Raw genomic sequence first — 14,933 nt, forward strand, 5'->3', positions numbered from 1 at the left:
TTGCCTGATCGCTGATTCTTTTCTCTGAGCGCTGATTCTTTCGCCTGAACGCTGATATTTTTGCTCGAACAATGCAAAATTGGTCTCTTTTACTCATGCATTTTTACCGCGCGCTCCGTCTTTACCTCGCAACAGATAATCGTACTCAGTAAAGGTCATATTTTGCCCTATAAACAACTATTTGTGCTAGTATTTCAATAACAACGGATTCTACACTGGATGGTGTTTTATTTGGGGAAACTTCTTTTGTCAGGTGGCGGAGATGCAAAACAGTCATCAGAAATAAACGCTTTTTTTGCATCGATAAACAACAAAGCGAAACCTTTACTCTATATTCCGTTAGCCGGAGATCCAGAATACAGATCTTATGAGTCGTGTCTCAATTATGTAAAAAAAGTTTTCAATCCACTTGGTATTGATAGGATCACGATGTGGACAGAATTGGATAATAAAACATTTGAGCAGCTCCTGAATTTTTCTGCAGTGTATCTAAGCGGGGGATTGACAGTTAAACTACTTTCCCATTTTGGTGTACATTTTCGCAGGATATTAAAAGAATATTTCGTGAACGGTGGAATCATATATGGGCAAAGTGCCGGAGCTATTGTTCTTGGAAAAACGATAAATGTTCTTGATCAAGCGGAAAATGATATAGATGGGTTAAACCTTGTCTCTGATTATTCTCTGTCATGCCATTATCAAAAGGAACATAATTCATTGATAAGCAGATACGTACAGCGCAATAACCAGAAGGTTATCGCGCTGCCTGAAGGAACTGCTCTGTATCAAACACGAGAAGAAATGTTTCAAATAGTTGGGGATGACCCAGCTTTCGTTTTTGATCAGAACGGTAAACAAGAATTAAGCCATGTTGCGAAATGATGCTGAAAAGGATTTAATCCGATCATCATAGAATTCAGCAACGTTTTTGTTGTCACCCTTAATTTTTCGCATGATGAATTTGTCAATAAAACTCATTCTATCAAAGTTAATTGTGTAGCCAAGAACGGCTTTCGCGGTGGCTCTTTGATTTAATGAAGTGGGAAAAGCTTGTTGTAATTCAATGATTCGTTTTTTTTCCTCGGGATGAGCCGCGCAAATAAAAAGACCGATCCTTTTCTGTTCTAAAACATCGATGTTTTTTCTTATATAATCTGTGAGCTGCTTTTGTATTTTACCCATGTAGACTGATCCCCCGAGTATCACTGTGTCATAGGACACTGGGGCCTGAAGGGAATCCTTTATCACATTAACTAAATCGACCTCTCCGTCTAATTGTTCACGCAGTCTTCGAGCGACCTCCTCAGTTGATCCGTATTTTGTCGCGTACAGGATTAATGTTTTCATACATAGACTCCTTTAATGAATCAATTTTTATATCACTTCGAGCAGAGCAAAATAGTCGCGCGCATTTCAGTTATCTGCTGCACTTTTCGGTCAGATTTACTGATCGGTTGTGCCTCCTTCTGATGATCATAATAATAGCGAACGGTGTTTACTATAGTCTGAATATAGATTGCCTTCATATGTCTGTCAATGAACGGATGGTATCGCGCACAATTTAAACTCAAACAGGCGCAGACTTGTGGCATAGCGGGAATTTTATTCATATGCTATTAACAGCTACTCAGATCATTTGGAGTGTGATGTTGGCCAGACAACCTGAATCAGAGTGAGGCGATCAGCCATGGAAGTTGGACAGTGGATTCACACAAAATATATGGGGAAACATGATTGCATTGGGTTTGTCACTTCGGTCTATCCAGACTTTAAGCGATGCAAGTTACGCGTTACTCAGTGCGAAAATCACCCGCGTATGAAATGGTTGGAAATTTCTTTTGGGGATATTATTCCTGACAGTGATTATTTTACACGAACAGAACTAGACAGCCTAATTGATTTGGCACTTGCAACGTATGACAAAGACTGGTTTGAACAACTAATGGCATTCAATGAATAATAGGCACTTCGGTTGAATTATTTCGGCTAAATATATGTAAGCCCTTACATATAACTGGGTTAAGCCGAAATATTTTTTTTCGCATTCATTTTACTCAACTTTCGCAGAGTGAAAATCCGAAATAACCCTTGATATAACGTACTTTGTGGCCTATTCATTATGTTTCTTGACAAAATAGAAAGACACCTCAACTTTTGGTATAGTGATTTTGACGAAATACACTACCAAACAGAAGAGGTGCCCTCTATATGATAGCGAAAAAAGGTCAAAATAATCAACTACCATTAGAAATAAAAGCAAAATTCGATGAGTTGAAGATTCTAAAACATTTACGTCAGGCAGGAATTCAAAAAGCCTTCGGCTTTTCCAGTGGTTATCTTTTTCAGCTTATTTTTCGTCTGATCTTTACCCAAAGAAATTGGTATCGTTTACTGGAGAGTAATAAAGCAGATGAATTACCAGGCAAGGATGCTGTTTATCGTTTTTTAAACTACCCGAAGTTTGCCTGGCGCCGCTTCCTGACGGCACTAAGCGTATTCACGATTATGAAAGTCAGCCGTTTGACGAGCACCTGCCACACTAAAGTACTCATTCTGGATGATTCATCTTTTTATCGCGACCGCAGTAAGCGCGTCGAACTTTTGGCTCATTGTTTTGACCATGCCAGGAGAAGACACTACAAAGGATTTCGTATGCTGACATTAGGATGGTCCGACGGATCAACGTTCCTGCCCATTGATTTTTCACTCCTTAGTTCAAGCAAAGAAAAGGCAAAAATTAATGATATCAATTCGACGATTGATAAGCGTTGTTCCGGCTATAAAAGACGAATCGAAGCTTTACAAACAGCTCCTGAACAAATCCCTGGGATGGTTAAACGGGCCTTGTTGAACGGAATTGATGCATCCTATGTTCTGATGGACAGCTGGTTTACCCAACAACCTTTGATCAAGGCTTTGACCGATCAAGGTATCGATGTTATTGGTATGGTGAAACCAACGAATCAGCGCTATCGAGTAGGCTCTCAATGGGTTGGATTAAGAACGCTGTATCGACTGTCGAAGCCCGTAACCAGTCACAAAGAAATTTTACGTTCTATTCGTACCACAATGGCTAATGGAGTCCCGGTCAAAGTTGTGTTCGTTCAAAACCGCAATAAACAAAGTGAATGGCTAGCCATCTTAAGTACTGACTGCACACTTACAGAACAGGAAATCATTCGTACGTACGGCATGAGATGGGACATTGAATTATTTTTTAAAGCAACGAAGTCATTTCTTAAGCTTCAAAAAGAGTTCCAGGGCAGATCGTACGATCTGCTGATTAGCCACACAACCATTGTCTTTACAAGGTTTATTCTCCTGTCTTGGCAAAACCGTTGCAGTACAGATAATCGAACCCTTGGTGGTATGTTTTATGAACTCTGTGACGAAATGAATGAACTGGATTGGGCTGTAGCACTGACGCAGCTCATGGATATTCTTCATGACGCCCTAACAAAAACAAAAAAATCAATCAAAAGATGGGTTACTTGTCAACTGACACAATGGATTGAGAGCTTACCCAACTATATCAAGGTTTATCTGCCCAAATTAGGGTGCGAAAGTTGAGATTTTAAAAAACCGGACTATGCCCGATTCTTAATCTCTGGCCATGTGTCGTGGGTTCGTGTCTTCGCGGTTCTATAAATCGTCGCTTCGTTTACGCGCTTGCCGCGGGCGATCCGGGAGCCTCCTCGAGCAGACTAGTGCTGCGGGTCTCCCCTTGGCGTGCAATCAACAGAAACGCTCCGCAGGCGCCCTCGCACCTCCGCTTTGACTCTAAGTCAAGACACTGGTTGGATGATTTTCATTGGCACAAAATCACATACTTTTTTTACTTGCAAGAAAAACCCAATCAATCAAATGATTGTTGGGTTTTAAAGAAATGGCATCAGTTTTAATGAGAACTTTTGTTAAATCAATCCCATCATTTTTAATAGCGCGCCTAAAATCGGCCCGTAGAAGCAGTAATCTGTTTCGCTCAGAATGCGCATCACCGGAGCATAGGTTCCAATCATGGGCAGTAGTAATGCTTGCCCGAAGATTAAAATAAATCCATTGAGTAATGAACCGATGACGGCACCGCGACGTCCGCCGGTTGAGTTACCAAAAATAGCCGTGATCGCTCCGGTGAAAAATGTTGGGATCAAGGCAGGGAAAACGACAACCGGATAATGAATGAAACCAAGAATGCTCATTCCGACCAGACCGGATGTCAAGCTCATGATAAAACCGATAATCACCGAGGTTGGATAATAAGGAAAGAGAAGGGGAATATCCAGGCCGGGCGTAGCGTTTGGAATCACCTTCTCGGCGACACCGTGAAAGGCCGGTATGATTTCCGAGAGCATCATTCGCACCCCAGTAATGATGACGGTGATCCATAATCCGAATTGCAGCCCGTTCATCAGGCTAAAACTAATGATATCGCGTCCGTTGCTGGCATGATCCATCACCCAGCTTGGTCCTGCTATTAGCGCGATGGCGAGAAACATAATGGTCATAACAAAAGTTAATGCGGTTGTCATGTCTCGAAGAAAATTTAAACTTTTTGGCAGTTTCAGCTCCTCGAGATCTTTCGAACCGCGGCCAACAATTTTACCGACCAATGCTGAAATAAGAATGCCGATTGAGCTTGAGTGTGCGAGCGTAAAACCCTCGCCGCCTTTGACATTTTTCATTAACGGAGCGATATAGGCGCAAGTAAACGTCATATAACAACCGAGAAGAATCGAGCCAACAAAAACTAAAGGGATCGTTGGCAAGTGTGTTCCGAATTTTAGCAGTGCTGTGATCAACCCGGCATAAAAAAAGGACACATGTGCCGATAAATGCACATATTTAAATCGCGTGAATCGTGCGAGTAAAATATTCATGGCAAAGCCAAAGGTAAAGATCAATGCCATTTCCGTGCCAATCCCGACCATGCTATGCATCTGCACATTCGCAATGTCTGGCACCGTAATACGAAAATGAAAAATTTTAGCCAGCATGGGCTGAAGCGGGAGCAAAGCCATTCCTAAGGATTGAGCTCCGGTGGTGATCATTAGAAAACCAATCATTCCTTTAAAGGTACTCGAGATGATCTGGTTCCAACTTTTCTTCTGAACTATTGTGCCGATAATGATCACAATACCAATGACGAATACCGCCTGATTGAAGATATAATTGATTAAATACATGAAAAAATTCATGAGTTATGATCACTTCCCGCAATATCGGCGACGACAATTTCCAGCTGTTGCTTGAGATATATCTTATCCAGCATGTTATCAATTCGAATGATTCGTGTTGCTGTAGGATCAAGTAAATCGGCAAATGCAGAAGCGGTAATCAGAGCATCGTAGGCATGAGGATCTACAGAACTAATGTCTGTTGCTGTCACTTCAGCTTCGACACCTTTCTGATCAAGAATTTGTTGCGCGAACACCTTTAACATCATGCTGCTGCCTACCCCGGCACCGCATACAGTCGCAATTTTTAACATGTTTTTCTCCTCCTAATTAAATTCACTCTGATATAATTTGTAAAATTTCTTCCTTTGTAACAGCACTTTGAAGCCGTTTTACGTATTGCGGCTGCTCTAATAGGGCTGCTAAATCTATTAACATATCTAGATGGCCTTCATGATCGGTTGCACAAAAGCCAAATACGAGACAGACGGGATCATTAAGCGGGTGACCAAAATTAAGTGGATGTTTCAACGTTACGAGACTCAGTCCTTGATGGTGAACCATGGATCCGGGTGCGGCATGGGGAATCGCTATACCCGGCGCAATGACGATATAATTTCCGTTCTTGGAGTAGTTTTCGAGCATTGCAGTGACATATGACTTATCCGCATAATCATTTCGAACCAATAAATGTCCGCTCACTTGTATTGCTGCCTCGCTAGTGGTCAAATCAGCTTGCGGTAAAATGGCACTTGCCTGTAACCAATCGGATAGCATGGACATTCCTCTTTTTTTCAAGATTTCCTCATCATTTTAAATGACTCGTTTTTTCATTTTTGCCATTGTTTCATGCAATCGTTCCTCCAATGCAAAAAACCGTCCTCGACAAAAATATTGTCAAGGACGGTTTGAATTCCGCGGTGCCACCTTAATTCAGAAACATTGGAACAGCTTTTAATGCTGATCAATGAGTTCCATCTTAGCAGAGTACAAGCATACTCCCGATAACTAACGTATATCAACACGTCGCAGCATACTGGAAACACGTTTCGTTAAGCTGCGCCCTCAGTGGTCCATTTAACAAACTGCGTTCTACCGGATTTTCAGCACCACCGGCTCTCTGCAAGTGCACGTTTTGTCTTGATCTCCACGTCGTTGGTTTGATGAGCAATTTTAAATTATATAGATCATATACTACAACCTATTTGAAGTCAACCCATAATTTCAGTGGCCTTGAGATTACGAGTTTCCAGCATAGATAAATTGCCACACCCCAGATCATCAGCGCGGAAATTTTATTAATGAGCTGCATGAGTGGACCTTTATTTGCTGCTTTTCCGGTCAGATTGCCTGCGAATGCCAGTCCGAAAAACCAAACCCATGAAACAGAGATGCAGGCAAGGGCGAAAAGCCATTGATTGACGCCTTGGTAATGGGCCGCATTTGTTCCGATCACGCCAATTGTATCAAGAATCGCATGTGGATTGAGTAGAGAAACAGACAGTGCAAAGAGCACCTGTTGTTTTGCTGAAAGCTGCTCCGTTTTTTGGCTTTTTTGTGCAGAGGAGTCATTCCAGATTGTCCATCCAATGAATGCGAGAAAAAGAATACCTGCAATGAGTAGAGAGGTGACTAGCCATGGAAAAGTCAAGAGCAACACGGAAACCCCGCCAACAGCCAAGCATATAAGGAATGTATCAGAAAGTGATGCTGCTAGAATTGCCGCCAGTACTCCTGAAAGATGCTTTGAATGCGCGCCTTGATTAAAAATAAATACATTTTGTGCGCCGAGTGGCAAAATAAGACTAAATGATAAAAGAAATCCATGGATTGCTGCTGCTATCATGATACACCTCCTGTATGAAATCACCTTTCTATTGTTAAACAAAAGCTGGGCTGAGTCACCAGCCAAACAGCAAATGGCACACCAACCAAATGAAAATAATAGGCACATGCTAGCGAGTTCACTATGATGAACTTCATGCTATAATTGCACTTAATTAATGGAACAAGGTGTAAAAAAGGGGACAACCATGGAAATGAATCGCGCCTCATCTCTTCCGCTTCGGCGACAAGTAGAGGAATACATAGTAACTAAGATAACTAAAGGGGAATGGGCGGTCGGTTCGCGTATTCCTTCACAGCGGCTATTGGCCGAGCAGCTTCAGGTCAATCGAAGCACAGTAACGGCCGCTTTTGAAGAGCTTACAGCCCAAGGACTGATTGCCGGACATCATGGTGGCGGCACAAAAGTAATCAATAATACATGGGGAATCATGGCTAATCGAGTGCCTGCGGATTGGGGTGCCCATGTTGAGTCAGGACAATTCAAGCCTAATCTTCCGATGATTCATACAATCAATGAAGCAGAATTTATACCGGACATTATTCGCTTAGGAACGGGAGAGTTGGGTCCGGAATTAATACCAAATGATGATTTGACCAGACTCTTTTCAGGGATGCCGTCCCAAGTCATATCATTGGGGTACTCTGAGCCAAAAGGAAATCTAAGGCTTCGGGAAGAGATTTCGAGACACCTGAAACGTCATGGCATCAAAGCTGATCCTGATTCAATACTTGTCGTTTCCGGGGCGCTTCAAGCTTTGCAGCTTATATCAATCGGATTGCTCGATCGGGGTTCGACTATATTACTTGAGAAACCTTCATATCTTTATTCTGTACATGTTTTCCAATCGTCCGGGATGCGTTTCATTGGGTTGCCAATGGATTCAAAGGGGCTCATTCCTGATCAACTGACTGCTGTAAAGAAAGAGGCAGGAAAGAGCATTGTCTATACAATTCCGTCTTTTCACAATCCTACCGGCACTCTGATGGATTTACCACGCAGAAAAGCTGTTCTTGACGTTTGTAATAAGGAGCGTCTACCGCTGATCGAAGACGATGTATATCATGATCTATGGATCGACGCGCCCCCTCCGCCACCATTAAAAAGTATGGATCACTCTGGCAATGTGCTCTATATAGGCAGCCTGTCGAAGACATTAAGCCCAGGACTGCGGATCGGCTGGGTGGTAGGCGCTAGGTCTGTGATTGACCGACTAGCTGATATTAAGATGCAAAGCGATTACGGATCAAGTTCTTTATCACAATGGGCAGCAAAAGAATGTTTGCGAACGGGCATGTATGAGCGCCACGCTTCTTTTGTTCGAAGTCGGCTAAGAGAAAGACGCGATTACTTATTGGATCTTCTGTCGACCTATTTTAAAGATCTTGCTGAGTGGCGCAAACCTTCCGGCGGCTTTTATATTTGGCTGAAGCTGGTCCCGACTATCGACCCGCGTGTATTATTTGATCGTGCACGCAAACAGGTCATTCTCCTAAATCCAGGTGTTTTGTATGATCGCAGGGCGCGTCACTATTTGCGCCTGTCGTATGCCTACGCGTCAATGAAGGACATGGAACGTGCCATACCCGCATTGAGAAATCTGGTCATTGAATTAGGCGAATGATCTGCGAGTTAAAACGGACTGAAGGCTCATTTATTTCAACGAGTGGATCGCTTGCACAATCAGCTCCGTATATTTTTCTGCGCCGGAGACCGACAAATGAACGCCGTCGTTACCAACATAAGAACGTTGACCCTCGCTTGCACGATGCCAGTCAACAGAAACAACATTGCCATATGCTTCGTCTGTTTTTTGAATGACTTTGTTCACAGTTGCCTCCCATGGACGGGGTACGCGCGTGTTGACAAGAATTATTTTTCTTTGCTTGCCAATCAACGCGATCAATTCGTCCATCTGCTCAGTTGTAAACGGTCCGTTCGTTCCAAGCTCGATCACTACATAGTGATTCAACTTGCCTTGCTGATTCAAATGGTTTAGTGTCGTGAATGCTTCGCTGAATTGTCTGCCCAGTTTACAATCAATGACCAGATGTACGATCGATTTTTTTAGATAAGGCTCAGCGCCAAGCATGACTGAATCGCCAATCGCGGTCACTTGCTGATCCGTAATCGGAGAGGCTGCCTGAGCCGTCTTTTGTTTCGCTGTTGGCGTATTTGTTTTTTGCGGTTGCTTTTTTTCTTGCGCTCTTATCATTTGCTGTTTCTTTTTGTCGCGCGGCTTATTTTCTGTCTTGTTCTTCTCATGGGTTGGATGTTTGGAAACCACTGATCCTTTCATGCCACTTGCAGCCGTTACCTTTTTCTTTGAAATTGACTTGGGTTTATTCTCATTTGATCCATGGTTCGTTGCTTTATGAGATGGTTTTTCAGAAGCAAGCGGGCTCGTGGATATTTGTTGTGCAAGAACGGATGTCCCGGAAAAAATAAGAATCAAGGCACAGAGTCCGAGCGTTACTTTTCTGATCGGCAATCGTCCGAAATCCTTTGCGGAACGGCGAATCGGATCCTCTATGAAGTGATAAGAGAGTGCAGATACCACAACTATGAGAGTGAGCTGGATAGCGATGCGCAGCGGTTGAATCTCATTGGCTTGTGCGGCTGGTGTTGTAAGCTGAATGATCGGATAATGCCATAAATACATCCCGTAGGAGCGCGCGCCGATCCAGCGCAATGGTTTGATGCCTAACCATTTGCCAAGCAGGGTAGACGGATGAGCGAGCGCTGAGATGAGCACGACAGCCACTAATGAAAAAAGTGCTAAACCGCCACTGTATAGAAATTCCTCGAATTGGTTGACGTAACTGAGACACAAGAGCAGAAAGATCAACGCTAAGGTACCAACACTGTCTAAAAAGATACCAACAGCTTTGTTACCTTTTGCAGAAAGATGTTGACTTGGCCAAATGCAGGCGAGAATTGCGCCGAAGAGCAGTGCGAATGCCCGCGTATCAGTGCCATAGTAGACACGGCTCGGGTCAGTCCCCGATTGGTAAAGCAATCCCATGCCAATAATTGATGTGGCTGCAAGAAGTAGTGTCATGACATAGAGCAATTTAACACTTTTACTTAAGCGTAATACGAGCAGCACGAGCAAAGGCCAGATGAGATAGAACTGTTCCTCAACTGCGAGCGACCAGAAATGCTTCAAAAGTGATGGATTTGCGAAACTGTCAAAATAAGATTGCTGATGAAAAATGGACCACCAATTACTGAAGTAAAAAAGTGCCGCTCGAGCATCCATCCATGTTTCCTGAAGTAAGGATCGGTGAAAAACGAGGACATAGCAGATGACAACAATGACGACAGAGATCATGGCAGGCAGCAGCCTTTTCGCTCTCCTAGTCCAAAAGTTTATTAAATTGATTGTATGCGTATCATTCCATTCCTGAATTAATAGATCTGTGATCAAGTATCCGGACAGCACAAAGAAAATCCCGACCCCGAGGAATCCGCCGCCTGCCCATGGAAGATTCATATGATAAGCGATAACAGCTAAAACCGAAAGTGCTCGGAGACCATCCAAACCGCCCATATAGCGGTGTTTTTGTTTATCGTTCAATTGAGCTCGCCCTCCAAATAGTTGTTCTGAATCAAGATGCTGATTAGTAGGCGAGTGCTATGTACGTTCAGTTTAATGTTCATGCATAGTATAACTTTTCAAATAAAGTAATTAGCCATATATCTAGTTTAACGCATGAGGTATGATAAAAGTTTTGCAATCTATTTAAAAATTGGTTGTAATTATTACCAATATATAATCGAATTGAAAAAATCCAGAATTGCATGGAATTTAGTCAGTGATAGAATACAAGAAACGATACTTTAGGAGCTGTGCCCTTATGACAGAGTTAAACGAGCAATATCAGGATTCAACAAATCTTAATATACGGATCAAAATCCATGAGCGTTTCAGTACGAATAATGAAGATTGGCATATGTGGCTGTTTGATCATTACGACGTTAAGTCCGAAAGTAAAATTCTTGAACTTGGTTGCGGAGACGGGACATTTTGGATAAAGAACGGAGAACGTTTTCCGAAAGGCTGTGCGATCACTCTATCTGATTTTTCATCAGGAATGTTAGCGGATGCTCAGAGAAGAATTGGAAACTTGCCAAACGTTACGTATCAAATCGTTGATATTCAACAGATTCCATTTGACGATCATTATTTTGACGTAGTTATCGCTAACCACATGCTCTATCATGTTCCCGACCGAGAGCGAGCGCTCAAAGAAGTACGTCGCGTGCTAAAACCGGGAGGAGTTTTCTACTCGTCAACGATCGGAAAAGAGCACATGGGTGGGTTTAATGATTTATTGACACGATTTGATCCCACTTTTGGTTTTGATCTGACCAATGTTCAGGCGGATGCCTTTGGTTTAGAAAACGGCGCCGAGCAATTGAATCATTATTTTAAGCACGTAAAACTAACGCGTTTTCCGGGCGATCTCTTAATCGATGATGTGCAGGCGATCTGTGATTACATTTGTTCATCAGGAACAAATGCCAATAAAGCACTGTCCGGTAAGAAACGCGAACAATTTCTCGGCTTTCTGAATCATGAAAAAGAGAAAAACGGTGGATTTATTAAAATCACAAAGGCCACAGGTCTCTTTGAATCTAAGTGAACACCTATAACTCAATTTTTTCCTATCCTGTTCTTCCACCCCAAGATATTATAAGTGGGTACAAGAGCGGGAGGGAATAGCATGAATGATTCAGCAAAGAAATGTGTGATGGTGATTGAAAAAGAATTACCGATCGGCGTGATTGCCAATACGGCGGCAATTCTTGGATGTACACTGGGCAAAGCGTTCGGTGAAGTAGTCGGGAATGATATTGAGGACGGAAGTGGATTTCAACACAGGGGTATTGTTAACTTGCCCATTCCGGTTTTATCGTTAACACGAGAAGGAATAATGAGTATTCATCGCGAGATTAAAGATCGGTATAGTGAAAGAGTTGAACTGATTGATTTTACAACCACTGCGCAGAGGAGCAGAGATTATGAAGATTACACAGTTAAACTTCATAGTACACCAACCGAAGACTTGAATTTCCTAGGTATTTGCCTTTATGGCGAGAAAAAAGCGGTTAATCACTTAACCGGCAGTCTTCCCACGCTCAAATAATAAAAGTACCGTTCGCCTAGAGAAATCAGGTGTGCGGTATTTTTAATTGGAGCAATAATGCATCGGCGAGACACCTGTATAAGCCTTAAAATATTTATCAAAATGGCTTTGGTCGTAAAATCCGCTGGCAGCGGCAACGTCTATAATCGGTTCATGGTTTTGAAGCTTTTTTTTCGCTGCATTGATGCGCAAATTAATCAGGTATTTTTGCGGAGTCAGCCCTGTGTGCAAATAAAACTGGCGAATCAGCTGGTATTTATTGATGCTGGCGATTTCCGACAAATTCTCTAATGTTATTCTGCTAAGATAATTTTTACTGAGATAATGTTTGATCCTAGTAATTTTTTCAGAAGTTGGTGTTTCTGGTTCTTGTTTCATCGAACTGTGTTCATGCAAATCCATAACATCCATCAGGTCAATGAGCGCATTTAATTCGTTGCTCGAGTTTATTAAATGATCTCCAAGTTGTTGAAACGTGGTTATTAACTGTTTAAAAGCGTTTAATTTTAAGTTAGGGTAAATTCTTCCGCTGCAGATCCTGTCATCGGAAAACTTGGAGAACCATGAATTACCAATATAGACCATTGTAAAGCGCCAGTTTTTGACATCAAGAGGTTGGCAGCGGTGCACGGTTCCTGAAGGAATAACAAGAAGTGTCTGCGAAGATAGAGTGAACAAGCGGTTATTGATTTCCGTTCTGCAGTTTCCCTTTTCAATTAATCCTATAGACACTTCATCATGAAAATGAGTTCTGGACGTATGGATTGCGTTAGCGCATGTTTTTATTTCAATTGATTTTGCTTGATCTACCTTATAGGAAATCACGAGTTATCACCATTTCTAGCCGGACGGCAATAATGTTTTTTATCTTCTACATACAGAATTATCATATGAGTGATTTGCTGTCAATTTTGTTTTGATATGTTACTATTTTTTACACGTAGTTCATTTGTGGGAGTGATGAAATGGTGGGTACGGAAACCATAGAAACAGATCGGCTCATTTTAAGAAGATTCACTTTGGAAGATGCAAATGATATGCTGAAAAACTGGATTAATGATGATGAGCTTCAATCAAATTACGGTGAGCCGACTTATGAGAAACTTGAGTCCGTCAATGGGTTGCTTAGTCGATGGATTTCAGCATATTCGAATGCTTCTTTTTTTAGATGGGCAGTCGTTTTAAAGAAGATGAATGAGAATATCGGACAGATTGCTTTTTGTGACATAGATGTGAATCATCATTTTGCAGACATCGAGTATTGCATCAGCAAAGCCTATCAAGGGAAAGGATACGCGACCGAAGCGCTAACTGCCGTTATTGGTTTTACATTTGAAAAAACGGACTTAAACAGACTGCAGGCTTTCCATAGAGGAAGGAATAGGGCTTCAGGAAAAGTGTTGCAAAAATCAATGATGAAACTTGAAGGCGTTTTGCGGAAGTCGTATTTTTACCATAATGAAAATGAATATGATGATCGTATTTACTACGGTATTTTGAGAGAGGACTACCTAAAATAGAGTGGCTAATCTTAGTTGTCGCTCCAAAGTGGCAGATTTCGGTCAATGAAATCATAGCAGCAATCAAAACGCCCGATCAGATCAATCGGGCTAAAGAATTATGGACTGTTTTACTGAATGAGCTGCCGAAAAGTGTTGATACCGTAATCATAGACGGGATGAAAAAGATCAGTGCAGGCTCCAAAGTTCAGGTGGGTTCAATTCATATTGCCCGTCCTTGCGATACATGAACTGGTGTATAATCAGTTCTCTGCGAAGTGTCGCATAGTCCGGATGGTAGCTTCTTAAATAATCACTGATTTCCTTTTCGGAGTAGATTTTTCCGAATTCGAGTCCTTTTACAAGGTGTGAAAGAACAACTAATCGCTTTTTTCTTTGTGCAGGAATCGTTTTCAGCTTACCATCAGCAGTGATAAAGTTGTTCAGAATGGCGGCGCGTTCAGATTCTGTTACAAACATATCCATGTTTCCCTCTCCATTCCCTATTGATAGGATAGCGGCTGCACAGCTTTCCAGTACATCTTCATTTAGCGAAAAGTAAATGGTATTTCTATCGCGGCGTTCATTGATTAATCCGACTTCACGAAGCTTGCTCATGTGGTGTGTGATTGTCGGCGGCGTCAAAGAGAGTTTTCCGGCAATGGCCTGACCATGAAGCGGGCCCTGTTTTAATAAAGCAATGATTCGGATACGCGTCAGATCGGCAAGAACTTTGTGAAATTCAACGATGCGAGTCAGCTGCATCAAGCCCACCTTCTAATTTGATTAATGTCTAATTAGATAATAGACTAATTAAATGGAAAAAGCAACAGAAAGATCAAGATCCTCTTATGCGCACATGCATGAGAGGATCTTGATTCCTTTAGCTTGAAAGATATTTAGCGGAGCAGCCTTAACCCGCTTAAAATGACCAATATCGTACTGCTTTCGTGACTGATCACGCCGGAAGGTAAATTGATGTCACCTATAAAGTTAACTGTGATCAGCACGAGAATGACCGCAATGGCAAAGGTTACATTTTGCTTAATGACTCTGCTTGTACGTTTACCTAGCTGTACGGCCTTTGGAATCTTCGAAAGGTCATCGCCCATCAGAAACAACATTCGCTGCTTCCAATGCTACATCTGATCCTGCACCGCCCATGGCGATCCCGACTGTAGCCGTTGCCAGTGCCGGAGCATCCGTTTACACCATCGCCAATCATTGCAACATGCCCGTTTTGTTCAGTCAGATCCTTAAT

At 42.2% G+C, this 14,933-nt stretch carries 15 protein-coding genes and 1 pseudogene; 7 read left to right on the forward strand and 9 right to left on the reverse strand.

The annotated features are described in order from the left end of the window. Window positions 1-231: 231 nt before the first annotated feature. Window positions 232-882, forward strand: a complete 651-nt coding sequence (locus ABWW58_RS02940; RefSeq protein ID WP_353867752.1) for a Type 1 glutamine amidotransferase-like domain-containing protein — start codon at window positions 232-234, stop codon at window positions 880-882. Here the strand turns inward: ABWW58_RS02940 and ABWW58_RS02945 are convergent. Further along, on the reverse strand, window positions 862-1,347 hold the full coding sequence (locus ABWW58_RS02945; protein WP_353867753.1) for a flavodoxin domain-containing protein: 486 nt from the start codon (window positions 1,345-1,347) through the stop codon (window positions 862-864). The genes ABWW58_RS02940 and ABWW58_RS02945 overlap by 21 nt on opposite strands. Window positions 1,348-1,687: 340 nt before the next feature. On the opposite strand from ABWW58_RS02945, the gene ABWW58_RS02950 reads away from it, so the two are divergent. After that, window positions 1,688-1,960 (forward strand): hypothetical protein, encoded by a 273-nt coding sequence (locus ABWW58_RS02950; protein WP_093674272.1) that lies wholly within the window; start codon window positions 1,688-1,690, stop codon window positions 1,958-1,960. 248 nt (window positions 1,961-2,208) lie between these two features. After that, a complete protein-coding gene (locus tag ABWW58_RS02955; protein ID WP_353867754.1) occupies window positions 2,209-3,570 on the forward strand; it encodes an IS4 family transposase in 1,362 nt (453 codons plus the stop codon). 344 nt (window positions 3,571-3,914) lie between these two features. On the opposite strand, the gene ulaA is transcribed toward ABWW58_RS02955, so the two are convergent. The 4 genes from ulaA to ABWW58_RS02975 form a co-directional block, all read right to left on the reverse strand. Then, a complete protein-coding gene (ulaA, locus tag ABWW58_RS02960; RefSeq protein WP_353867755.1) occupies window positions 3,915-5,195 on the reverse strand; it encodes a PTS ascorbate transporter subunit IIC in 1,281 nt (426 codons plus the stop codon). Next, entirely contained in the window at window positions 5,192-5,488 is a 297-nt protein-coding gene (locus ABWW58_RS02965) for a PTS sugar transporter subunit IIB (RefSeq protein ID WP_093674268.1), read from the reverse strand. The genes ulaA and ABWW58_RS02965 overlap by 4 nt, the downstream gene beginning before the upstream one ends. Window positions 5,489-5,510: 22 nt before the next feature. Next, entirely contained in the window at window positions 5,511-5,951 is a 441-nt protein-coding gene (locus ABWW58_RS02970) for a PTS sugar transporter subunit IIA (protein ID WP_353867756.1), read from the reverse strand. A gap of 424 nt (window positions 5,952-6,375) precedes the next feature. After that, the gene (locus ABWW58_RS02975; protein WP_353867757.1) at window positions 6,376-7,020 is read right to left on the reverse strand and encodes a LysE/ArgO family amino acid transporter; all 645 of its coding nucleotides are present in this window, start codon (window positions 7,018-7,020) and stop codon (window positions 6,376-6,378) included. Window positions 7,021-7,207: 187 nt separating this feature from the next. On the opposite strand from ABWW58_RS02975, the gene ABWW58_RS02980 reads away from it, so the two are divergent. Next, entirely contained in the window at window positions 7,208-8,644 is a 1,437-nt protein-coding gene (locus ABWW58_RS02980) for an aminotransferase-like domain-containing protein (RefSeq protein ID WP_353867758.1), read from the forward strand. 30 nt (window positions 8,645-8,674) lie between these two features. On the opposite strand, the gene ABWW58_RS02985 is transcribed toward ABWW58_RS02980, so the two are convergent. Next, window positions 8,675-10,600 (reverse strand): acyltransferase family protein, encoded by a 1,926-nt coding sequence (locus tag ABWW58_RS02985; RefSeq protein WP_353867759.1) that lies wholly within the window; start codon window positions 10,598-10,600, stop codon window positions 8,675-8,677. A gap of 280 nt (window positions 10,601-10,880) precedes the next feature. Here ABWW58_RS02985 and ABWW58_RS02990 point away from each other — a divergent pair, with 280 nt between their 5' ends. Together ABWW58_RS02990 and ABWW58_RS02995 are read left to right on the forward strand one after the other, a co-directional pair. Beyond that, window positions 10,881-11,669 (forward strand): class I SAM-dependent methyltransferase, encoded by a 789-nt coding sequence (locus ABWW58_RS02990; protein ID WP_353867760.1) that lies wholly within the window; start codon window positions 10,881-10,883, stop codon window positions 11,667-11,669. Window positions 11,670-11,750: 81 nt separating this feature from the next. Next, window positions 11,751-12,173, forward strand: a complete 423-nt coding sequence (locus ABWW58_RS02995; protein ID WP_353867761.1) for a DUF2000 domain-containing protein — start codon at window positions 11,751-11,753, stop codon at window positions 12,171-12,173. A gap of 42 nt (window positions 12,174-12,215) precedes the next feature. Here the strand turns inward: ABWW58_RS02995 and ABWW58_RS03000 are convergent, their stop codons facing one another. Next, on the reverse strand, window positions 12,216-12,998 hold the full coding sequence (locus tag ABWW58_RS03000; protein WP_353867762.1) for an AraC family transcriptional regulator: 783 nt from the start codon (window positions 12,996-12,998) through the stop codon (window positions 12,216-12,218). 140 nt (window positions 12,999-13,138) lie between these two features. Between ABWW58_RS03000 and ABWW58_RS03005 the strand changes: the two genes are divergently transcribed. Continuing rightward, complete coding sequence (locus tag ABWW58_RS03005; RefSeq protein ID WP_353867763.1) at window positions 13,139-13,693, forward strand: GNAT family N-acetyltransferase; 555 nt, start codon at window positions 13,139-13,141, stop codon at window positions 13,691-13,693. Window positions 13,694-13,861: 168 nt separating this feature from the next. Here ABWW58_RS03005 and ABWW58_RS03010 read toward each other — a convergent pair whose 3' ends face one another. Continuing rightward, complete coding sequence (locus tag ABWW58_RS03010) at window positions 13,862-14,437, reverse strand: DUF2087 domain-containing protein (protein ID WP_093674254.1); 576 nt, start codon at window positions 14,435-14,437, stop codon at window positions 13,862-13,864. A gap of 134 nt (window positions 14,438-14,571) precedes the next feature. Further along, window positions 14,572-14,933 (reverse strand): annotated as a pseudogene (locus ABWW58_RS03015) (HAD-IC family P-type ATPase); the annotation flags it as partial.

This window comes from Sporolactobacillus caesalpiniae, assembly GCF_040513385.1.
Lineage (GTDB): Bacteria > Bacillota > Bacilli > Bacillales > Sporolactobacillaceae > Sporolactobacillus.